This window comes from Klebsiella sp. FDAARGOS_511, from assembly GCF_003812845.1.
Lineage (GTDB): Bacteria > Pseudomonadota > Gammaproteobacteria > Enterobacterales > Enterobacteriaceae > Klebsiella > Klebsiella grimontii.
The window spans coordinates 429,649-451,005 of record NZ_CP033824.1 but is presented as its reverse complement, the minus strand read 5'-3'; the positions used below and the strand labels follow the sequence as shown (position 1 = coordinate 451,005).

Genomic DNA, 21,357 nt, shown 5'->3' with positions numbered 1-21,357 from the left:
GCTCAGCGGGCCAGTGAGCCTGATGACGCGGCGGTTTAGACTTTAAAGGTCGCCCATACCGGCGCGTGGTCGGAGGGTTTTTCCATTCCACGAATTTCGTAGTCGATGCCGGTTTCGACACAGCGCTGCGCCAGCGGGGTGCTTGCCAGCAGCAGGTCGATGCGCAGCCCGCGGTTATCGTCAAAGCCCTTAGAACGATAGTCGAACCACGAGAAGTGCTCGTTATCCTGCGGGTTCGCATGGCGGTACGTATCCACCAGGCCCCAGCCCAGCAGGCGCTCCATCCATTCGCGCTCTTCCGGCAGGAATGAACATTTGCCGGTACGCAGCCAACGCTTACGGTTCTCTTCGCCGATGCCGATATCAAGGTCGGTGGGGCTGATATTCATGTCGCCCATGATCAGCACCGGATTCTCTTTATTCAGTTCAGTATCGAGGTAGTTTTGCAGGTTCTGGTAAAACGCCGCTTTCGCCGGGAATTTGGTTTCATGATCGCGGCTTTCGCCCTGCGGAAAATAGCCGTTAATCACCGTCAGGTTGCCAAACGGGGAAGGGATTTCCGCCATGATGATGCGGCGCTGGGCCTCTTCACCATCGTTCGGGAAACCGCGACGCACGGCGATCGGCGTCTCTTTGGTCAGCAGCGCGACGCCGTAGTGGCCTTTCTGCCCGTGATAAAAGACGTTGTAGCCCAGCTTCGCCACCTCTTCGAGGGGAAACATGTCGTCGTGGACTTTGGTTTCCTGTAGGCCGATGACATCGGGCTGGTGTTTATCGATGATGGCGGCCAGCTGATGCGGGCGGGCACGCAGGCCGTTGATATTAAAAGAGACAAATTTCATAGTCGCTGCCACTGTGCAAGGTGAATAGTGCAGGGATGGTAGCAGAAATTCGCCGGGCTGGCTGCGCAAAGGCGCTTTATTCTGCCGATTGCAGCGGTTGGTAGCCTGTTTGCACAAACTGTGCACCATTCTGGAACGCGCTGCGCCAAAAAAGGGCGATTATTGCCGATAAATTTCGTCAAGGATCACAATTACAGAATTATATCTTACCCCTGCATAATCTTTCTTTTTATTCCACTGCAAAAGCCTCTTTTAGTATTTTTATTCACTTTTTATGCATTTTATATGAATAACGGTCTTTCGTAACTTATTGATATTTCGTTATCGACCTCGATTTATGCATTTTTACCTCTGGCTGGCACGAACCGTGCAATCTACATTTACAGCGTAATAACCATATTCATTAACATTATTTAAACTTTTTATTTACCGGAAGAGGTCGATATGTCTCAGTCAATTACGCGTAGCAACTTTGATGAATGGATGATGCCTGTATACGCGCCAGCGGCTTTTATTCCGGTACGCGGCGAGGGGTCACGCCTGTGGGATCAGCAGGGAAAAGAGTATATCGATTTTGCCGGCGGCATTGCGGTGAACGCCCTCGGCCACGCTCATCCTCGGCTGGTTAAAGCGCTGACCGGGCAGGCGGAAAAGTTCTGGCATACCGGCAACGGTTACACCAACGAACCGGTATTGCGTCTGGCTAAACAGCTGATTGACGCCACTTTTGCCGACCGGGTTTTTTTCTGTAACTCCGGGGCCGAAGCCAACGAAGCGGCGCTAAAAGTGGCGCGCAAATATGCCCACGATCGTTTCGGTAGTGAGAAAAGCGGCATCGTGGCGTTCAAAAATGCCTTCCACGGCCGCACGCTGTTTACCGTTTCCGCGGGCGGCCAGCCGGCCTATTCGCAGGATTTTGCGCCGCTGCCGCCGCAGATTCAGCACGCTATCTATAACGATCTCGATTCGGCAAAGGCGCTGATCGACGCCAATACCTGCGCGGTGATCGTTGAACCGATGCAGGGTGAAGGCGGCGTCGTGCCTGCGGATGCGGACTTCCTGCGCGGCCTGCGTGAACTGTGCGATGCGCACAACGCGCTGCTGATTTTCGACGAAGTCCAGACCGGCGTCGGCCGCACCGGGGAGCTGTACGCCTATATGCACTACGGCGTGACGCCGGACCTGCTTTCCACCGCCAAGGCGCTGGGCGGCGGTTTCCCGATTGGCGCGCTACTGGCATCGGAGCGCTGCGCCAGCGTGATGACCGTCGGTACCCACGGCACCACCTACGGCGGTAACCCGTTGGCCTGCGCGGTGGCGGGGGAAGTGTTTGCCATCGTCAACACCCGCGAGGTTCTCAATGGTGTTAAGCAGCGCCATCAGTGGTTCTGCGAACGGCTCAACGCGATCAACGCGCGTTACGGCCTGTTTAAAGAGATCCGCGGCCTGGGGCTGCTTATCGGCTGCGTGCTGAAGGACGAGTATGCCGGCAAGGCGAAGGCTATCAGCAATCAGGCGGCGGAAGAGGGGCTGATGATTTTGATTGCCGGCGCCAACGTGGTGCGCTTCGCTCCGGCGCTGATTATCAGCGAGGACGAGGTTAACAGCGGTCTGGATCGTTTCGAGCTGGCCTGCAAACGCTTTCTCGCGGGAGTCTCATCATGATGGTGATCCGTCCGGTAGAAAAAGGTGATCTGCCGGGGCTACTGACCCTGGCCGGAGAGACCGGCGGCGGCCTGACGTCGTTGCCGGCTGATGAAGCCACGCTGGCCGCGCGCATTGAACGTTCGCAGATGACCTGGCGCGGCGAGCTGCCCAAAAGCGAGCAGGGGTATGTCTTCGTTCTTGAGGACTGCGCCAGCGGCGCGGTGGCGGGAATTTGCGCCATTGAGGTGGCCGTTGGGCTTAACGATCCCTGGTACAACTATCGCGTTGGTACCCAGGTGCACGCGTCGAAAGAGCTTAACGTCTACAACGCCCTGCCGACGCTGTTCCTGAGTAACGATCATACCGGCAGCAGCGAGCTATGCACGCTCTTCCTGGATCCAAAATGGCGGAAAGAGGGCAACGGCTACCTGCTGTCGAAATCACGCTTTCTGTTTATGGCCGCTTTTCGCGAACGTTTCAACGAAAAGGTCGTGGCGGAAATGCGCGGCGTCATCGACGAACACGGTTACTCGCCGTTCTGGGAGAGTCTTGGAAAGCGCTTCTTCGCGATGGAGTTCTCCCGCGCCGACTATCTGTGCGGTACCGGGCAAAAAGCGTTTATCGCCGCCCTGATGCCGAAGCATCCGCTGTATATCGACTTTTTAAGCGACGAGGCGCGAGCGGTCATCGGTGAGGTCCATCCGCAAACCGCCCCGGCCCGCGCGGTGCTGGAGAAAGAGGGGTTCCGCTATCTCAACTACGTCGATATTTTTGACGGCGGCCCGACGCTGGAATGCGAAATTGACCGGGTGCGGGCTATTCGCAAAAGTCGGCTGGTCACCGTCGCCGAAGGCCAGCCCGCGCCGGGCGAGTGGCCAGCGTGCCTGGTGGCCAATGAGCAGTACCAGCAGTTTCGCGCCATGTTAGTTTACGCCGACCCGGAGAGCGACCGCCTGGTGCTAAGCGCGCGCGAGCTGGATGCCCTGAAATGCCACCCCGGCGACCAGATTCGCCTGGTTCGTTTGTGCCCCGAGGAGAAAAAATCATGAGTTTATGGATTAACGGCGACTGGCAAAGCGGTCGCGGCCCGGCCCGTAGTAAACATAACCCGGTAAGCCAGGCGCTGCTGTGGCAGGGCAACGATGCCGATGCCGGGCAGGTTGCGCTGGCGGTCAGCGCGGCGCGTGCGGCGTTTCCCGCCTGGGCCCGTCAGCCGTTTGCCGCCCGGAAAGCGATCGCGGAAAAGTTTGCTTCGCTACTGGAAGCGAACAAAAGCGAATTAACCGCGGTTATCGCCGGGGAGACCGGCAAACCGCGCTGGGAAGCGGCAACGGAAATTGCCGCGATGATCAATAAAATCGCCATTTCGGTGAACGCTTACCATAGCCGTACTGGAGAAGCGCAGACCGCGATGGCGGACGGCGAGGCGACGCTACGCCACCGTCCGCACGGCGTGCTGGCGGTATTTGGCCCCTACAATTTTCCCGGGCATCTGCCTAACGGTCATATCGTTCCGGCGCTGCTGGCGGGGAATACCGTGGTATTCAAACCCAGCGAGCTGACGCCGCAAAGCGGCGAGGCGGTGGTGAAGCTATGGGCCGAAGCCGGCCTGCCCCCGGGCGTGCTTAACCTGCTCCAGGGCGGACGGGAAACCGGCGAGGCGCTGAGCGGCCAGGCGGATATCGACGGCCTGCTGTTTACCGGCAGCTCTGCTACCGGTTTTCAGCTTCATCGCCAGCTTGCCGGGCAGCCGGAAAAAATTCTTGCCCTCGAGATGGGCGGCAACAACCCGCTGATCGTGGATGATCTTCAGGATATTGATGCCGCCGTGCATCTGACGATTCAATCGGCCTTTATTACTGCCGGACAGCGCTGTACCTGCGCGCGTCGGCTACTGGTAAAGCGCGGCGAGGCGGGCGATGCCTTTCTTAAACGTCTTGTGACGGTGTCACAAACGCTGATTCCCGCCGCGTGGGACGCCGAGCCCCAGCCGTTTCTTGGCGGATTAATTTCAGCGCAGGCGGCGCAAAAGGTGCATCAAGCCTGGCTGGCCCACGTGGCCAGCGGCGGCAAAACCCTGCTGGAGCCGCGCCTGCTGCAGGCCGGAACCTCGCTGCTGACGCCGGGCATTATCGACATGGGCGAAGTTGCACAGGTGGCTGACGAAGAGGTCTTCGGCCCGCTGCTCTGCGTCTGGCGCTATGACCATTTTGATGAGGCGATTGCCCTCGCTAATGCGACCCGTTTCGGGCTTTCCTGCGGGCTGATCTCCGCCGAACGCGACAAATTCGACCAGCTGCTGCTGGAGGCGCGGGCCGGTATCGTTAACTGGAATAAACCGTTGACCGGCGCCGCCAGCACCGCGCCGTTCGGCGGTACCGGCGCTTCCGGCAACCATCGTCCGGGGGCCTGGTACGCTGCGGACTATTGCGCCTGGCCGATGGCCAGCCTGGAATCGCCGGAGTTGTCGCTACCGGCTACCCTCAGCCCGGGGCTGAATTTTCGTCAGGAGACATCCCAATGAAAGCCTGGGAAGTGAACTTTGACGGGCTGCCGGGCCTGACCCACCACTATGCGGGCTTATCCTTCGGCAACGAAGCCTCGACAAAACACCGCTATCGGGTGTCTAACCCGCAGCTGGCGGCAAAGCAGGGGCTGAAGAAAATGAAAGCGCTGGCGGATGCGGGCTATCCGCAGGCGCTGATCCCGCCGCAGGAGCGGCCAAACATTCCGCTGTTGCGCCAGATTGGTTTTGACGGCAGCGATGAGCAGGTACTGGAAAAGGCGGCGCGCCAGGCGCCGGAACTGCTGTCGGCGGTCAGCTCCGCGTCATCGATGTGGGTCGCCAATGCCGCCACGGTCTCGCCCTCAGCCGACTCGCTGGATGGCCGGGTGCATCTGACCGTCGCAAACCTGAACGATAAATTCCACCGCGCCAGCGAAGCGCCGACCACCGAAGCGCTGCTAAAGGCGATTTTCCCCGATGAGCAGCGGTTTGCCGTCCACGGCGCGTTGCCCCAGGTATCGCTGTTCGGCGACGAAGGGGCGGCAAACCATAACCGCCTCGGCGGCGACTACGGCGCGCCCGGCGTGCAGCTGTTTATTTACGGCCGCCAGCAGGGGGGCGAAGATAATCCGCTGCGCTACCCGGCGCGGCAGACGCTCGAGGCCAGCCAGGCCGTCGCCCGCCTGAATCAGGTCAATCCCCGGCAGGTGATTTTCGCCCGACAAAATCCGGCGGTGATTGATAAAGGCGTGTTTCATAACGATGTGATTGCGGTAAGCAATCAGCAGGTGCTGTTTTGTCACGAGCAGGCGTTTGTTGACCAGCCGCAGCTCCTGCAGCAGCTGGCGCAGCAGGTTCCCGGATTTACGCCGCTCGTCGTACCGGCAAGCCAGGTTTCGGTAGAAGACGCGGTGGCGACCTATCTGTTCAACAGTCAGCTGTTGAGCAAACGGGAGGGTGGGATGCGGCTGATTCTGCCGCTGGAGGCGCAGGAACACCCGGGCGTCTGGCGCTACCTGAACCGGCTGGTGGAAGGCGATAACCCGATTGATGAGCTGCAGGTTTACGATCTGCGCGAAAGCATGGCCAACGGCGGCGGCCCGGCCTGCCTGCGGCTGCGGGTGGTGCTGACTGAGGACGAGCGACAGGCGGTGAATCCGGCGGTGATGATGAACGATGCGCTATTCGCCACCCTGAATGACTGGGTAGACCGCTACTATCGCGATCGCCTGACCCAGGCCGATCTCGCGGATCCGCAGCTTCTGCGTGAAGGCCGCGAAGCGCTCGACCATTTAACGCAGATCTTGTGCCTGGGCTCAGTGTATCCGTTCCAGCAATAATAAGGAGGCGTCGTGGACGACTTTCTGGCACTCACTCTGGCGGGGCGTTTGCCCCACCATTTTCATGGCCAAACCGCACAGTTTCGCTGGCACTGGATTGACTGCGGCATTCTGCAGCTCGTTCCCCATGAGCCCTGCGATCGGTCGCTGGTTTTGTCATCCGGACTTCACGGCAATGAAACCGCGCCGGTCGAAATCACCGATCTCCTGCTGCGACAGCTCTTTCGTGGGGAAATGCCGCTACGCTGGCGGCTGCTGGTTATCTTCGGTAACCCTCAGGCGTTAAGGGCCAACAAGCGCTATCTGCATAGCGATATCAACCGTATGTTCGGCGAGCGATGGCGCGCTTTTAGCGCCAGCGATGAAACCGTTCGCGCCCGGCAGCTGGAGCATGCGCTGGCGCGATTTTATGCCGGGACGTCCGGCGAGCGCTGGCACCTGGATTTACATACCGCCATACGCGGTTCGCTGCATACCCGCTTTGGTGTCCTGCCGGCGCGGGATACCCCATGGGATGAAGCGTTTTTGCGCTGGCTGGGGGCGGCAGGGCTGGAGGCGCTGGTGTTTCATCAGCAGCCGGGCGGGACCTTTACCCATTTCAGCTGCGAACGCTTCGGCGCGCGCTCCTGCACGCTGGAGCTCGGTAAGGCGCTACCTTTTGGCGAAAACGATCTGCGCTTGTTCGCGGCGACTCAACGCGCGCTGTCGCTGCTGCTGGCGGGGGAGGTGACGCTGGAAGCTGAGCACACGCCGCTGCGCTACAGGGTGGTACAGCAAATCACCCGCAGCAGCGACAGGTTCCAGCTGTATATGTCGGCGAAGACGCTGAACTTTACGCCGTTTGCCGCCGGGACGCTGCTTGCTGAGGATGGCGACACTCGCTATGTGGTGGAAGGGGAGCAAGAGTACATTCTGTTCCCCAATCCCAGCGTCGCCTTGGGCCAGCGCGCCGGGCTGATGCTGCAGCGCTTCCAGTGAATCCGTCGCCCGTCCGGGCGGCGGCGTTTATTTCGGTTTTTATTTTTCCACTGTCATCTTATTTTTTCGTGCTCTGTCCATTGATTGCAGATTATTCCTGGTTAAATGCTTTGTTTTTAATCTCTGCTGATTTATAATCTCCATAATTTCTCGGTAAAACAGCCTGTTATTTATTTTTTCTGACACTTTTCTCCTCATTTTCCTTATTTTATCCATAATTGGCGAGAAAATGTTTTTTACACTTTCAATGTTTTACGCTTGCTCTGATTAATTGACGATAAACGTCGTAAAGTTAATCTCGTCAACACGGCAACGCGCCGTAAGAATAACGCAAAGTAAGGATTGAACGATGAAGAAGATTACAGCACTGTTTGTTGCCTCTACTCTGGCTCTGGGCGCGGCTAACCTGGCCCACGCGGCTGACACTACGGCTACCCCAACCGATAACGCGCCGATGATGCATCATAAGCGCGGACCTGGCGGCCCGCACGAAATGATGTTTAAAGGTCTGAACCTGACCGATGCGCAGAGAACGCAAATCCGCGACATCATGAAGAACCAGCGCGACAACATGAAACGTCCATCCCTGGATGAGCGCCGCGCGATGCATGAGCTGGTAGCCAGCGATACCTTCGATAAGGCAAAAGCGGAAGCGCAGATTGATAAGATGGAGGCCCAGCATAAAGAGATGGCGCTGACGCGTCTGGAAACCCAGAACAAGATTTACAACATCCTGACGCCGGAACAGAAAAAACAGTTCAATGCCAATTTTGAGAAGCATCTGACAGATCGTAAAGCGCCGGAAGGTAAAATGCCTGCACCAGCTGAATAACTCAGCGCGCTGACTTAAGACCGCCGGTCTTGCCCAATAACGCCAACAGGCTTTGGGCAGGGCCGGCGGTTTTTTCTTATCTGCTAAAAGTCCATCGTGAAACCTGATTTACCCGGCAGGGACGAATGTGCCAGTATGAGTGCCTTAACGATCGCCAAGGACTCAGGTGTCCTGGTCTAAAGCCTACTCTGCTCATGGATCTCGCATATGGAAATGTATATCGGCCTCGCCGTACTCGTTGTCGTCCTCATTTGGGTCGTAATGACCTATAACCGCTTTATCTCCCTGCGACGTTTCAAAGACGAAGCCTGGAGCGGTATTGCCGTACAGCTTAAGCGTCGCCACGACCTGGCGCCGAATCTGTTGAGCCTGGTGAAACGCTATGCGCAGCATGAAAAAGAACTGCTGGAAGAGATCTCCCGCCAGCGTGGCGAACTGGTCGGCAGCACCCGACAGATCGCCGACAGCGAACGCCAGTACTCTGGCACGCTAGGGCGCGTTTTCGCGCTCGGCGAAGCGTATCCAGAACTTAAAGCCAGCGAAAACTACCTTGCTTTACAGCAATCGCTCAGCGAAATAGAAGAGCAGCTGCAGATGGCTCGTCGCTACTTCAACGGCTCGGTGCGCGATTTCAATATCCTGGTCGAGTCTTTCCCCAGCCTGCTGCTGGCGCGGTTATTTAATTTTAAAGCAGAAGCATTCTTTGAACTTGACTCACCGGAAGAAGCTAAGTTACCGCGGATGGCGTGATTAAATGGCGAATTTACTTTTCCGGGGGTTGCGCCCCCTCGTCCTGCTGCTGCTTCTGAACATCAGCGCGGCTTTTGCCGCCGACGATATGATCATCATCAAGGATGCCTCCCAGCTTCCTGCTGACGCTATTCCAGCGTATGAACATATCCTCTCTTTCGATGCCCGGGCGCGCTTTAACCCGGACGGTAGCATGGAGATACGAGAAAATATCAAAGTACTTTCTCTGGGCAGGCAGATTCGGCGGGGGATTTTCCGTACGCTGCCCCTCACCTGGAACCGTCAGGACGGCAAGATCTTTCGCGTGTATTATGCGATCGAGTCGGTGTCGCGCGATGGTGTGCCTGAACCGTTTAGCCTTGATGAAGCAGAAAAAAACCTGACGGTACGCATTGGCAGCGGTGAACGGGTCCTGAAACCCGGGATCTATAACTACGAAATTCGCTATCAAATCAGCAACCATTTCAGCCGCTTCCCCGAGTGGGATGAGCTTTACTGGAACGTGACGGGCAACGACTGGGCGTGGCCTATCAGCGAGGCCAGCTTTCATCTTGACCTCCCGGACGCCGCTGGAAACCTCAACGCTAACGCTAAGGACGCCAGACTGCGATCGCTTGATGTTTATACCGGCGTCGCAGGGGCGAAAGAACACAATGCGCAGATACTTCCTGACGGTAGTGTCCGCACCCTGCGGCCTCTGGCGCGGGGGGAGGGGCTGACTGTGGTCTATACCTGGCCTCGGTCGATCCTTGCCGACGCTCCGGCGCCGGAGGCGGCTTTGCCGCTGGTGCATCTACTTATCCCCACCCTAAAAACCGGCGTAGTCTGGCTACCTCTGCTGCTGATGGCCGCTTATTACCTGATGTGGTGGCGAAAACACGTCACCAAAGCCGGGCTAAAAATGCCGCCGGTCGTTGCGCTTTATTCGCCGCCCCCCGGCATGTCTCCGGGCTACCTGCGTTTTATCACCCGGCGTAAATATGATGATGTGGCTTTTAGTAGCGATTTATTAGCGCTGGTGGCTAAACGCGGAATGGCGGTCAGCGGGGACAGTCAACACACCCCTAACCCGTGGCTTGCGAACGCCGGCGTAAAACAGCGGCTGACCCGTTTGCCCGTCGAGGGAAACCGGCAATTAAACTATGATGACAGGCAGCTGTTAAGTACGCTTTTTAAAGGTAAACAAAAAAATATCGATCTCAGCAAGGCCCATCAGCGACCGATGCAGACAGCGCGTGAAAAGCAGGAAAAGCGTTGTGAAGCGCAGCGGGATAAATTATTTCGCAAATGGGGACAGCCGCTGCGGCGCTGTATCTATATCGCGCTGCTGGTGCCGGTGGTCTGCGGCCTTTGGGTTAATACGGAGGCCGCGCTGCTGACGATACCGGCCGCAGTTTTTATGCTGTTCGGCGGAGCGATGCTCACCTGTTTGCTGCGTTTTATATGCCGCCCGCGGGAGATGTGGCGTGCCTGGGGGCCGGTGCCGCTCTTTTTTTTGGCGATCTTCGGCCCCTTCGCGACGCTGGGAGGCGGGATTTTTCTCTTTGGTATACTGCCCATCACCCAGCTTCCGTCAGGATACATTGGCGCGCTTATGGCCGCGTTCGCGCTGTGCGTTTTCGTTGCCTGGAAAACGCCGCGCTATACGCAGCGCGGGCTTGATGAACTGGCTATCGCGAAAGGACTGATGCGCTATCTGGGTACCGCCGAAAAGCATCGTTATCAAATTATCTATCCGCCTGAGCAGATGATTTCCCATTTTGAAGCGCTGCTGCCGGTTGCTCTGGCGCTTGGCGTAGGGAAAACATGGGCAAATACCTTTGCCCACTACCTGAGTAGTACAGGCGCCATGTCGCATGCGTTTGCCGACGCCGACTGGGGAAGCGTCCGCCACTTCAGCGAAGCCTGCCGAACCGCCTCTATGTCGACGCCGGATAGCGGTTCAGGACGTGGTTCATCATCAGGTTCCGGTTACAGTGGCTCCGGTTCCTCCGGAGGCGGTTCATCCGGAGGCGGCTCGGGCGGCGGTGGCGGTGGCGGCTGGTAATTGCCCCGATAGCGCATCGGGGCTGACATTCACCTCACAGAGGATGGAGCTTATAGCGGCCGCTGAGCAGCGGCTTACACAATATTTTATACCCGTCATGGTCAAATTTGGCCGACAGGCGCGTGAGCGATGATGCCTGTGACAGGGACTCTACCGCGCCGAGCCACAGCCAGTTTTGAATAATGTGGTATTGGGTCATATCCTCGCTGCGCTCTTCCAGTGCGATCGCTCCGGCCCACGGCCAACACACCAGCTGCATCTTTTGCATGTTCTCACGCAGCCGCTGATGGTGCGTTTCAACGCTCTCTTTCCCGCAGCAGGCCCCCGCGCAGCGGCCCAGAGCGGAGCGGAAGCAGGCGCGCCCGCGGTTGAGCGGTTCAAGGCCCATTAATCCGTAACAAAGGCGATGCTCATCGGCGATTTTTTGCAACGCCTGCAGCGCCGCGCGGCGATTTGCAAACAGGCCAAAGAGATCGCTTTGCTGCGAGAAATCCAGCTCACTGGCGTAAACCACCTGAGGACGGTCGTCAGCAAGGCGTAACGAGCACAGCTGCCTGTTTTGCCGCAGTCGTTTATTGAATAGCGGCTGCTGTTCTTTAATTAGCTGCGCTTCTAATAACAGCGCGCCGAGTTCACCAGCCGTCCGCTGCCAGGTAATACGCCGGGACTGGCGCAGCATCGCCGCTTCGTCGGGCGTGCGCAGATGCGACAACACCCGGCTGCGGATATTCACGCTTTTCCCTATATAGAGCGGTAGGGTATCGCTTTCGCCATGGAACAAATACACCCCCGGCTGCCTGGGCAAAGCCTCAAGCCACGGACGCAGATGTTCGGGATACTCATAAATTGCCGCCGCTTCAAATTCGAGACGCGGGGCGGATTGCCTTCTTGCCACTTTTGCTCCTGGTGCTGGTTATTTATCCAGTATAGCAGTCGAAGGAAGAGGCGAAAAGGATAAAAAATCGCCCCGAACCGGGTCGGGGCAGAGGGGGAGAGGCGAATTACTTTTTCCAGAAGTCGTCGAAGACGGTAATCGGCGGTCTGCGTTTATGCTCGGTTTTCAAATACCAGCCTTCAATCGTTTTCGCAATTTTCTCATCCAGCGCTTTGCCTTCCAGATAATCATCAATATTTTCGTAGGTCACGCCCAGCGCCACTTCGTCCGGCAGGGAGGGGCGGTCGTCCTCAAGATCGGCGGTCGGCAGCTTTTTATACAGATGCTCCGGACAGCCTAAATGAGCCAACAGCTGTTTACCCTGGCGTTTGTTGAGGCGAAAGATGGGGTTAATATCGGTACCGCCATCACCGTATTTGGTGAAGAACCCGGTGATCGCTTCCGCCGCATGGTCGGTGCCTACCACCACGCCATGGGTCATTCCGGCAATGCTGTACTGCGCCTTCATGCGTTCGCGGGCTTTTTCGTTACCGCGAACAAAGTCGCTAAGTTCGATCCCGGCCTCGCGCAGCGCCTGCTCGCTGGCCAGCACGGCGCCCTTAATATTGACCGTTAATACGCGGTCCGGCTGAATAAAAGCGATAGCGTCCTGGCAGTCCTGTTCATCCGCCTGCACGCCGTACGGGAGGCGCACGGCAATAAACTGCAGGCTGCTGTCGCCGGTTTCGGCGCGCAGTTCGCTGATGGCCAACTGACACAGTTTACCGGTGAGCGTAGAGTCCTGGCCGCCGCTGATGCCGAGGACTAGCGATTTGATAAAGGGGTATTTTTGCAGGTAGGATTTCAAAAAATCTACGCTGCGGCGTATCTCGGCTTCGACATCGATCTGGGGTTTTGCGCCCAGCGCCTGAATAATCTCTTGTTGTAGCGTCATTGCGCCCTCCGGGAAGTGAATCTGTTTGCCAATCAGCAGGGGTTTAACCTACCTCTTTGCCGGTAAAACGACAAGGATCACAATTTTGAGTGAAGCAAAAGCAGGCAACCTCAACAAGAGGGGATTTATTATTGGAAAGCTCTTAATTTCGTTTCATTTCCACCTTCGGCTTGAAAAATAAAGATATTTATTCCAGGCTTATTAACACGCCAAAAAAAAGAGGATGGAACATGAACAAGCATTTTGCAGGATTTCTGGGCGCAGCAGCAGTATTGACCATGCTGGCAGGCTGTACGGCCTATGACCGTACCAAAGATCAGTTCACTCAGCCGGTGGTCAAAGACGTTAAAAAAGGTATGAGTCGCGCCCAGGTTGCGCAGATTGCCGGTAAACCTTCATCAGAAGTTACCATGATCCACGCGCGCGGTACCTGCCAGACATACATCCTGGGTCAACGCGATGGTAAAATTGAAACCTACTTTGTCGCTCTGGACGATACTGGCCACGTGATAAATTCCGGTTATCAGACCTGTGCCGAGTACGATACCGACCCGCGCAACAGCAAGTAGTATCCCTGACATAACGCTGATTTCTACGTAAGCCCGACCATTGGTCGGGCTTTTTTGTGAACTCTGATGCTTATTTAATTGCGCGAATTATTTGAGGGAAATGTGAAGGCAGTCAAAACGCGAGGTCAATGAGAGACAATTCTGTTCAAGGAGGAATTATCCTGGCGGTGAACGATGCCGTATACTCAATGCATAAACAATACTAATTCAAAGAAACATCTCTTACCGCCTCTCAGGCATCGATGATGCGGAGAGGACCGGGTCACACAAATTGAGGAAGCGTTCATGGAAAAGAAACATATCTACCTGTTCTGTTCTGCCGGGATGTCGACATCACTGCTGGTATCGAAAATGCGCGCCCAGGCCGAGAAGTATGAAGTGCCGGTGATTATTGAAGCATTTCCGGAGACCTTAGCTGGTGAAAAAGGTCCTGATGCCGATGTCGTATTATTAGGCCCACAAATTTCCTATATGCTGCCGGATATTCAGCGTTTACTGCCCAATAAACCCGTAGAAGTCATTGATTCCGTTTTGTACGGTAAGATCGATGGTTTAGGTGTTCTGAAAGCGGCCGTTGCGGCCATTAAGAAAGCGGCTGCACAATAATTTTTATTTTAAAACTCGACATATTTCGGATGGCAGCGGTTAAAATTTCGTGAGGGTGTGTTTTAGCTGCTTGCTGTCCGAAATACCCAGAGTTTATTTTCCCGTCAAAGAGTAATTTCATCTATCATTGCCGCAATGATTATATTGCGGCCTTAAAGGGTATTTATTATGAGTAAAGTGATTGACTCGCTTGAAAAGGTACTCCTTCCTTTTGCCGTCAAAATAGGAAGGCAGCCCCACGTCAATGCAATTAAAAACGGCTTTATTAAGTTAATGCCATTGACGTTAGCAGGGGCGATGTTTGTTTTAATTAATAACGTATTTTTGAGCTTTGGCGACGGTTCATTCTTTTATTCAATGGGCATTCGTCTGGATGCCTCGACAATCGAAACACTGAACGGTTTTAAAGCTATCGGCGGTAACGTTTATAACGGTACGCTCGGCATTATGTCGCTGATGGCGCCTTTCTTTATTGGTTCGGCTTTAGCTGAAGAGCGTAAAGTTGACCCAATGGCGGCCGGATTGCTGGCGGTTGCGGCATTTATGACCGTTACGCCTTATAGCGTCGGTGAAGCCTATGCCGTGGGCGCAAACTGGTTAGGCGGCGCCAATATCATTTCTGGTATTGTCATCGGTCTGGTCGTTGCCGAGATGTTCACCTTTATCGTTCATCGCAATTGGGTGATCACGCTGCCTTCCAGCGTACCGGCCTCCGTTTCCCGTTCATTCTCGGCGGTTATCCCGGCGTTTATTATCCTCTCTATTATGGGGATTATCTCCTGGGCGTTGACCCACTGGGGGACTAACTTCCACCAGATCATCATGGACACGATCTCCACGCCGCTGGCTTCAATGGGCGCCGTCGTAGGCTGGGCATACGTTATCTTCACCTCGCTGCTGTGGTTCTTCGGCGTACACGGGTCACTGGCGCTGTCAGCGCTGGATAGCGGGATCATGACGCCGTGGGCGCTGGAAAACATCGCAACCTATCAGCAGTACGGTTCTGTAGAGGCCGCGCTGGCCGCGGGTAAGAGCTTCCATATGTGGGCCAAGCCGATGCTGGATTCCTACATATTCCTTGGCGGTACCGGCGCGACTCTGGGCTTAATCATCGCCATCTTTATCGCTTCACGTCGTGAGGATCATCGTCAGGTGGCGAAACTGGCGCTGCCGTCAGGCATCTTCCAGATTAACGAGCCAATCCTGTTCGGTCTGCCGATCATTATGAACCCGGTGATGTTTATCCCGTTCATTCTGATTCAGCCTCTGCTGGCGGCCATCACCATGACGGCTTACACCCTCGGCATCATCCCGCCGATTACCAATATCGCGCCGTGGACCATGCCGACCGGTTTAGGCGCCTTCTTTAACACCAACGGTAGCGTCGCGGCCCTGCTGCTGGCCCTGTTCAACCTTGCCGTATCCACCCTGGTCTACCTGCCGTTTGTGGTGATTTCCAACAAAGCGCAGGGCGTCATTGAGCAGGAAGAGAGCGAAGAAGATATCGCTAACGCACTGAAATTCTAATATTGAGCGGTACGGGAGTTTTCCCGTACCGTCCTGGAAATAAGGGAGTCATTATGTTTGATCTGGATAACATCGCAGCAGAAGAGACCGCGGTAAACGACCTCGAAGAGGTGGTGATGGGGCTGATTATCAACTCCGGTCAAGCGCGCAGCCTGGCTTATGCCGCGCTGAAGCAGGCTAAGCAGGGAGATTTCGCGGCGGCGAAAGCGATGATGGAACAGTCGCGTATGGCGCTGAGCGAAGCGCACCTTGTGCAGACGCAGCTGATTGAGAGCGATGAGGGAGAAGGCAAAATGAAGGTGAGCCTGGTGCTGGTTCATGCGCAGGATCATCTGATGACCTCAATGCTGGCTCGTGAGCTGGTTGCCGAATTGATTGAGCTGCACGAGAAGGTACAATAGGTCATCGACACGATGAGGCAGCCAAAGATGATGACCACTGAAATCAGTACCGCCCGGGAGCAACAACTCTTTAACGGCAAGAACTTTCATGTGGTCATCTATAACAAAACGGAGAGCGTAAGCGGGCTTCACCAGCATGATTACTACGAGTACACCATCGTTTTAACCGGGCGCTATTATCAGGTTATTAATGGTAAGCGGGTGCTGCTGGAGCGCGGGGATTTTGTTTTCATCCCAATGGGGTCGCATCACCAGAGTTTTTATGAATTTGGCGCGACGCGCATTCTTAACGTTGGCATCAGCAAAAGTTTCTTTGAGAAACACTATCTGCCGCTGCTGCCGTTTGGTCTGGTCGCCTCACAGGTCTATGCCGTTAAAAGTACTTTTCTCAGTTATATTGAGTCGGTTATTGCATCACTGAATTTTCGCGAAACTGAATTCGACGAATTTATCGAGCTGGTGTCTTTTTACACCCTGAATCGTTTGCGGCACTATCGTGAAGAGCCTACCGAAGATGTTATTCCGCAGTGGTTGAAAAATACCGTCGAGGGTATGCACGATAAGCTTAAATTTGGTGAGGGGGCGCTGGAAAATATGGTCGAGCTTTCCGGGAAAACTCAGGAATACTTAACCCGCGCAACCCAGCGTTATTACGCCAAAACGCCGATGCAGATGATTAACGATATTCGCATCAACTTCGCCAAAAAACAGTTGGAGATAACCAACTACTCGGTGACCGATATCGCCTATGAGTCGGGGTATAGTAGCCCAAGTCTGTTTATTAAAACATTCAAGAAGCTGACGTCCTTTACCCCCAGCAGCTATCGGAAACACCTCACCAGTATTAATTAACCGGGCGCGGATTAGTCCGCGCGGTCTAAATATTCAAATTAACTGTCCGTATTTAAACGGAGAGCGGGTGCCGTATACGCGCTATCCGCAAGGGAGAAAAAGATGAGCCAGAAATTGAAGGTAGTGACTATTGGCGGCGGCAGCAGCTATACCCCGGAATTACTGGAAGGATTCCTGAAGCGTTATCATGAACTGCCGATCAGCGAACTGTGGCTGGTGGACGTTGCGGAAGGGCAGGAAAAGCTCGATATTATCCACGCGCTGTGCCAGCGCATGGTAGAAAAAGCCGGCGTCCCGATGAAAGTCTACAAGACCCTCGATCGCCGCGCGGCGCTGGAAGGCGCAGATTTCGTCACCACCCAGCTGCGCGTCGGCCAGCTTAAGGCGCGCGAAAAGGATGAGCGTATTCCGCTGAGCCACGGCTATTTAGGCCAGGAAACCAACGGCGCGGGTGGGTTGTTTAAAGGTCTGCGCACCATTCCGGTCATTTTTGACATTGTGAAAGATGTGCAGGAAGTCTGTCCTAACGCCTGGGTGATTAACTTTACCAACCCGGCGGGCATGGTGACCGAAGCGGTTTATCGTCATACCGGCTTTAAGCGCTTTATCGGCGTGTGCAATATTCCTATCGGCATGAAGATGTTTATCACCGACGTGCTGAAGCTGACTCCGAGCAATGAGCTTAATATCGATCTGTTTGGTCTGAACCATCTGGTGTTTGTTCGCGATGTACTGGTCAACGGCGTTTCACGCTTTGACGAGCTGCTTGACGGCGTAGCGTCGGGTCGATTGAGCGCAAACTCGGTGAAAAATATCTTTGATTTGCCGTTTAGCGAAGGGCTGCTCCGATCGCTGCGCCTGATCCCTTGTTCTTATCTGCTCTACTACTTTAAGCCAAAAGAGATGCTGGCGATTGAAATGGGCGAGTACTACAAAGGCGGCGCCCGCGCGCAGGTGGTGCAGAAGGTTGAGAAACAGCTGTTTGAGCTGTACAAAGATCCGGACCTGAACGTTAAACCAAAAGAGCTGGAGCAGCGCGGCGGGGCCTATTATTCCGACGCCGCCTGTGAAGTGATTAACGCCATTTACAATGATAAGCAGGCCGAGCATTACGTGAACGTGCCGCACCATGGCCACGTGGATAACATCCCGGCCGACTGGGCGGTCGAGATGACCTGTACGCTGGGTCGCGATGGTGCCAAACCGACGCCGCGCATCACGCATTTCGACGAAAAAGTGCTGGGACTGATTTACACCATTAAAGGCTTTGAAGTCGCGGCCAGCGAAGCGGCAATCAGCGGTAAACTGGATGACGTGCTGCTGGCGCTTAACCTGAGCCCGCTGATCCACTCCGATCGTGACGCCGAGAAGCTGGCGCGTGAGATGATCCTTGCGCACGAGCAGTGGCTGCCAAACTTTGCGGCGACTATCGAAAAACTGAAACAGTAACGGGAGCGGCTCATGGAACGCGTGTTAATCGTCAATGCCGATGATTTTGGCCTCAGCAAAGGGCAAAACTACGGCATTATCGAAGCCTGCAAGAACGGTCTGGTCACCTCCACGACGGCGCTGGTCAACGGCGCGGCGATCGGCCATGCTGCCCAGCTTAGCCGCTGCATCCCTGAGCTGGCGGTGGGGATGCACTTTGTCCTGACGCTGGGCGAACCGCTGTCGGCGATGCCGGGATTAACCCGCCAAGGCCGTCTCGGTAAGTGGATTTGGCAGATGGCGGAAGAGGATAGCCTGCCGCTGGATGAAATCGCGCACGAACTGGAGTGCCAGTACCGGCGCTTTGTCGAGCTGTTTGGCCATGAGCCGACGCATATCGACAGCCATCACCATGTGCACATGATTGCGCAGATTTACCCCATCGTCGCGGCCTTTGCGCGTGAGAAAGGGGTGGCGCTGCGGATCGACCGACAGCTGGCGACGCTGTCAGGTTTAGCGCAGGATGCGGCGCGCAGCAGTGAAGGGTTCGCCAGTGAGTTTTACGGGGAAGGGGTTTCGGAAGCACTGTTTCTGCAAACCCTGGATGCCTCTATCCACCGCGGTGAGACGTCTCTGGAGGTAATGTGCCACCCGGCGTTCGTGGATAACACGATTATGGGCAGCGCCTATTGCTATCCGCGTCTGACCGAGCTGGATGTGCTGACGAGCGAGTCGCTGAAATCGGCGATCGCCGGGCGCGGTTACCGGCTCGGAACCTATCGCGATGTATAAAGGCAAGTCAAAAGCCCGGCATTTCTGCCGGGCTTCTCTTTTACGCCGGGATCGCGGCGATTTTGGCGCTTCTTGACCACACCCGATGTGCCGCCATCAGGGTAATTAGCTCATCCATCGCCTGGCTACCAATGACATCCGTCTCAATAACGCCTTCTTCACCCTGGCTGGCGATCTGCAGCGGCGCTTTACACTGCCGGGCATCGCCTGCCAGAAGAATTGGCTTCAGGTGTTTGTAAGCTTCCAGCAGGTAATAGTGGAAATCTCCGTTGTTGCTCAGGCTTTGCAGATCGCCGCCGGGAACGATAACCGCATCGACGGTTAACGAGGGCGACCCGGCAAAGGTTCCGGCCACCGGTAGCTCGCTACCGTCATCAGCCTTTACTTTACCCATTCGGGAATAGAGCAGTTTGGCATGTACCCCCTGCGCCTTCAGCGTCTTCAGCAGCGCCAGCAGCTCTTTCGCGACCGGCCGGTCGTTAAGCAGTACCGCCACCACCCGGCCCTTAACGTCGCCGCTGGGAATGGCGTACAGGCTTAAGGTCGGATCTTTTTTCAGGCCGTTAACATCCGGTGGCGGGGTGATGCTGCGCTGCTCGTCGGTGAGCTCAATCCCCAGGTTTTTGCCCACCGCCTGAGCTAGCTGCAGGTCGATATGCGCCAGCTGATCGACCACCCGCTCGCGGATCCACTCCCTGACGACCTTGCTCAGTTCGAAGCTAAAGCCGTCGATAATGTGCTGCTGCTCAACAGGCGTCTGGCTACGCCAGAACAGCAGGGGCTGAGAGTAGTACTCGCCAAACGAGGGGCTGCGCTGGCGAATTTTTTCTCCGTCAACCCGCTCGGCATAGGATTCAAAGCCGCCGCGTTTAGCGGCCGGCGGCGTCTCCCGCGGCCAGTTATCATTAATGGAGTTGGGCTCGTAGTTTGCCGGGTTGGTATCAATATCCATCCGGTGCATCCCGTCGCGCTGGAAATTATGGTACGGGCATGTGGGTTTATTGATCGGGATTTCATGGAAATTAGGTCCGCCGAGGCGGCTAATCTGCGTATCGGTATAAGAGAAGAGTCGGCCCTGCAGTAGCGGATCGTTGCTGAAGTCTATCCCCGGAACAATATGCCCTGGATGGAAGGCCACCTGCTCATTTTCGGCAAAGAAGTTGTCCGGGTTGCGATTGAGGACCATCTTACCGACGCGCTGCACCGGGACCAGCGCTTCCGGAATCAGCTTGGTGGGATCCAGTAGATCGAAATCAAAAGCAAACTCGTCCTCTTCCGGGATCAGCTGTAAGCCCAGCTCATACTCAGGATAATCGCCGGCTTCAATCGCTTCCCATAAATCACGGCGGTGGAAATCGGGATCGCGACCGGTCAGCTTTTGCGACTCGTCCCATACCAGGGAGGCTTTGCCCGCGACCGGCTTCCAGTGAAAACGTACGAAGGTGGCTTTACCTTGCGCGTTAATCAGGCGGAAGGTGTGGATGCCGAACCCTTCCATCGTGCGGTAGCTGCGGGGCAGTCCGCGGTCGGACATCGCCCACATCACGTTATGCAGCGTTTCCGGCTGTAGCGAGACATAATCCCAGAACGTGTCGTGCGCGCTTTGCCCCTGCGGGACGGCCCAGTGGGGCTCGGGTTTGACCGCGTGGACGAAATCAGGGAACTTGATCGCGTCCTGGATAAAAAAGATCGGCGTGTTGTTGCCGACCAGGTCGAAAATCCCTTCGTCGGTATAAAACTTGGTGGCAAAACCGCGGATGTCGCGCACCGTATCGGCGGAGCCTGCGCCGCCCTGTACGGTTGAAAAGCGGACGAAGACCGGCGTTTTTTTCTCCGGGCTGGAGAGGAAATCGGCTTTGGTTATGTCGCTTAAATCGCTGTACGCCTGGAAATAGCCGTGCGCAGCGGAGCCGCGGGCATGGACGATCCTTTCCGGAATGCGCTCGTGGTCGAAGTGGGTGATTTTTTCACGTAGGATAAAATCTTCCAGCAGCGTGGGGCCGCGTTTACCTGCGCGCAGGGAGTTTTGATCGTCAGCGATGCGAACGCCCTGGTTGGTGGTGAGCGCATAATCTTCACCGCCTTTACGATGTTTTTCGAGGGCATCAAGCTTTTCGCTGTGCGTATCCGGGGCCTTCATACTGCCCGGCGCGGTCGGCTCTTCGCCAGGGGCTGTCGGATGCGGCGTGGGCCGCCAGTTTTGGTCTTCGGGAGCCAAGGCATCCAGACCAGGTTTTGCTTCCCGGTCATCGTGAACCGGCGATTGATGGGGTTGTGGGTTAGAGTGTTTATCAGACATTGCTTGCTCCTGCTTTCATTGCTGAAAATGGTCATTGCTAAACCAAAACCCTTCTAATTGTAGAACATCATTTCAAGAACATATTTTTATAGGAGTTTTGCTACTAAAGGGT

Annotated in this window: 19 protein-coding genes; 15 read left to right on the top strand and 4 right to left on the bottom strand. The window is 55.8% G+C overall.

The window, feature by feature from the left end:
• Nucleotides 1-35 precede the first annotated feature (35 nt).
• Nucleotides 36-842, bottom strand: coding sequence for an exodeoxyribonuclease III (gene xthA, locus EGY08_RS03215; RefSeq protein WP_123828207.1), 807 nt, complete (start codon nt 840-842; stop codon nt 36-38).
• 444 nt (nt 843-1,286) lie between these two features.
• Between xthA and EGY08_RS03210 the strand changes: the two genes are divergently transcribed.
• From EGY08_RS03210 to EGY08_RS03175, 8 genes are all read left to right on the top strand, one after another.
• On the top strand, nt 1,287-2,507 hold the full coding sequence (locus EGY08_RS03210) for an aspartate aminotransferase family protein (protein ID WP_123828206.1): 1,221 nt from the start codon (nt 1,287-1,289) through the stop codon (nt 2,505-2,507).
• Nucleotides 2,504-3,538 (top strand): arginine N-succinyltransferase, encoded by a 1,035-nt coding sequence (gene astA / locus EGY08_RS03205; RefSeq protein WP_004121368.1) that lies wholly within the window; start codon nt 2,504-2,506, stop codon nt 3,536-3,538. The genes EGY08_RS03210 and astA overlap by 4 nt, the downstream gene beginning before the upstream one ends.
• Complete coding sequence (gene astD, locus EGY08_RS03200; RefSeq protein ID WP_123828205.1) at nt 3,535-5,013, top strand: succinylglutamate-semialdehyde dehydrogenase; 1,479 nt, start codon at nt 3,535-3,537, stop codon at nt 5,011-5,013. The genes astA and astD overlap by 4 nt, the downstream gene beginning before the upstream one ends.
• Nucleotides 5,010-6,335 carry an N-succinylarginine dihydrolase gene (astB, locus tag EGY08_RS03195; RefSeq protein WP_004121363.1) on the top strand — a complete coding sequence of 442 codons (1,326 nt, stop codon included), beginning with the start codon at nt 5,010-5,012 and terminating at the stop codon, nt 6,333-6,335. Before astD ends, astB begins: the two co-directional genes overlap by 4 nt.
• A 12-nt stretch (nt 6,336-6,347) precedes the next feature.
• Entirely contained in the window at nt 6,348-7,313 is a 966-nt protein-coding gene (gene astE, locus EGY08_RS03190; RefSeq protein ID WP_123828204.1) for a succinylglutamate desuccinylase, read from the top strand.
• Between the two features lie 349 nt (nt 7,314-7,662).
• Nucleotides 7,663-8,145: an ATP-independent periplasmic protein-refolding chaperone Spy gene (gene spy / locus EGY08_RS03185; RefSeq protein WP_123828203.1), complete on the top strand. Its 483-nt coding sequence runs from the start codon at nt 7,663-7,665 to the stop codon at nt 8,143-8,145.
• 207 nt (nt 8,146-8,352) lie between these two features.
• Complete coding sequence (locus tag EGY08_RS03180; RefSeq protein ID WP_004121356.1) at nt 8,353-8,895, top strand: LemA family protein; 543 nt, start codon at nt 8,353-8,355, stop codon at nt 8,893-8,895.
• Nucleotides 8,896-8,899: 4 nt separating this feature from the next.
• A complete protein-coding gene (locus EGY08_RS03175) occupies nt 8,900-10,942 on the top strand; it encodes a DUF2207 domain-containing protein (RefSeq protein WP_123828202.1) in 2,043 nt (680 codons plus the stop codon).
• A 34-nt stretch (nt 10,943-10,976) separates the two neighbouring features.
• Here EGY08_RS03175 and cho read toward each other — a convergent pair whose 3' ends face one another.
• Nucleotides 10,977-11,837, bottom strand: a complete 861-nt coding sequence (cho, locus tag EGY08_RS03170; RefSeq protein WP_004121349.1) for an excinuclease Cho — start codon at nt 11,835-11,837, stop codon at nt 10,977-10,979.
• A gap of 106 nt (nt 11,838-11,943) precedes the next feature.
• Nucleotides 11,944-12,771 carry an ammonia-dependent NAD(+) synthetase gene (gene nadE, locus EGY08_RS03165; RefSeq protein WP_123828201.1) on the bottom strand — a complete coding sequence of 276 codons (828 nt, stop codon included), beginning with the start codon at nt 12,769-12,771 and terminating at the stop codon, nt 11,944-11,946.
• 230 nt (nt 12,772-13,001) lie between these two features.
• On the opposite strand from nadE, the gene osmE reads away from it, so the two are divergent.
• The 7 genes from osmE (at nt 13,002) to chbG (ending at nt 18,946) form a co-directional block, all read left to right on the top strand.
• Complete coding sequence (gene osmE / locus EGY08_RS03160; protein ID WP_004121344.1) at nt 13,002-13,340, top strand: osmotically-inducible lipoprotein OsmE; 339 nt, start codon at nt 13,002-13,004, stop codon at nt 13,338-13,340.
• A gap of 285 nt (nt 13,341-13,625) precedes the next feature.
• Nucleotides 13,626-13,946, top strand: coding sequence for a PTS N,N'-diacetylchitobiose transporter subunit IIB (chbB, locus tag EGY08_RS03155; RefSeq protein ID WP_004101340.1), 321 nt, complete (start codon nt 13,626-13,628; stop codon nt 13,944-13,946).
• 168 nt (nt 13,947-14,114) lie between these two features.
• A complete protein-coding gene (gene chbC, locus EGY08_RS03150; protein WP_004121341.1) occupies nt 14,115-15,473 on the top strand; it encodes a PTS N,N'-diacetylchitobiose transporter subunit IIC in 1,359 nt (452 codons plus the stop codon).
• Between the two features lie 53 nt (nt 15,474-15,526).
• Nucleotides 15,527-15,874, top strand: a complete 348-nt coding sequence (gene chbA, locus EGY08_RS03145; protein ID WP_004121338.1) for a PTS N,N'-diacetylchitobiose transporter subunit IIA — start codon at nt 15,527-15,529, stop codon at nt 15,872-15,874.
• Nucleotides 15,875-15,901: 27 nt separating this feature from the next.
• A complete protein-coding gene (chbR, locus tag EGY08_RS03140; protein WP_004121335.1) occupies nt 15,902-16,726 on the top strand; it encodes a transcriptional regulator ChbR in 825 nt (274 codons plus the stop codon).
• A gap of 102 nt (nt 16,727-16,828) precedes the next feature.
• On the top strand, nt 16,829-18,175 hold the full coding sequence (locus tag EGY08_RS03135; RefSeq protein ID WP_123828200.1) for a 6-phospho-beta-glucosidase: 1,347 nt from the start codon (nt 16,829-16,831) through the stop codon (nt 18,173-18,175).
• Between the two features lie 12 nt (nt 18,176-18,187).
• A complete protein-coding gene (chbG, locus tag EGY08_RS03130; RefSeq protein WP_004121329.1) occupies nt 18,188-18,946 on the top strand; it encodes a chitin disaccharide deacetylase in 759 nt (252 codons plus the stop codon).
• A gap of 40 nt (nt 18,947-18,986) precedes the next feature.
• Here chbG and katE read toward each other — a convergent pair whose 3' ends face one another.
• A complete protein-coding gene (gene katE / locus EGY08_RS03125) occupies nt 18,987-21,245 on the bottom strand; it encodes a catalase HPII (RefSeq protein WP_123828199.1) in 2,259 nt (752 codons plus the stop codon).
• Nucleotides 21,246-21,357 lie beyond the last annotated feature (112 nt).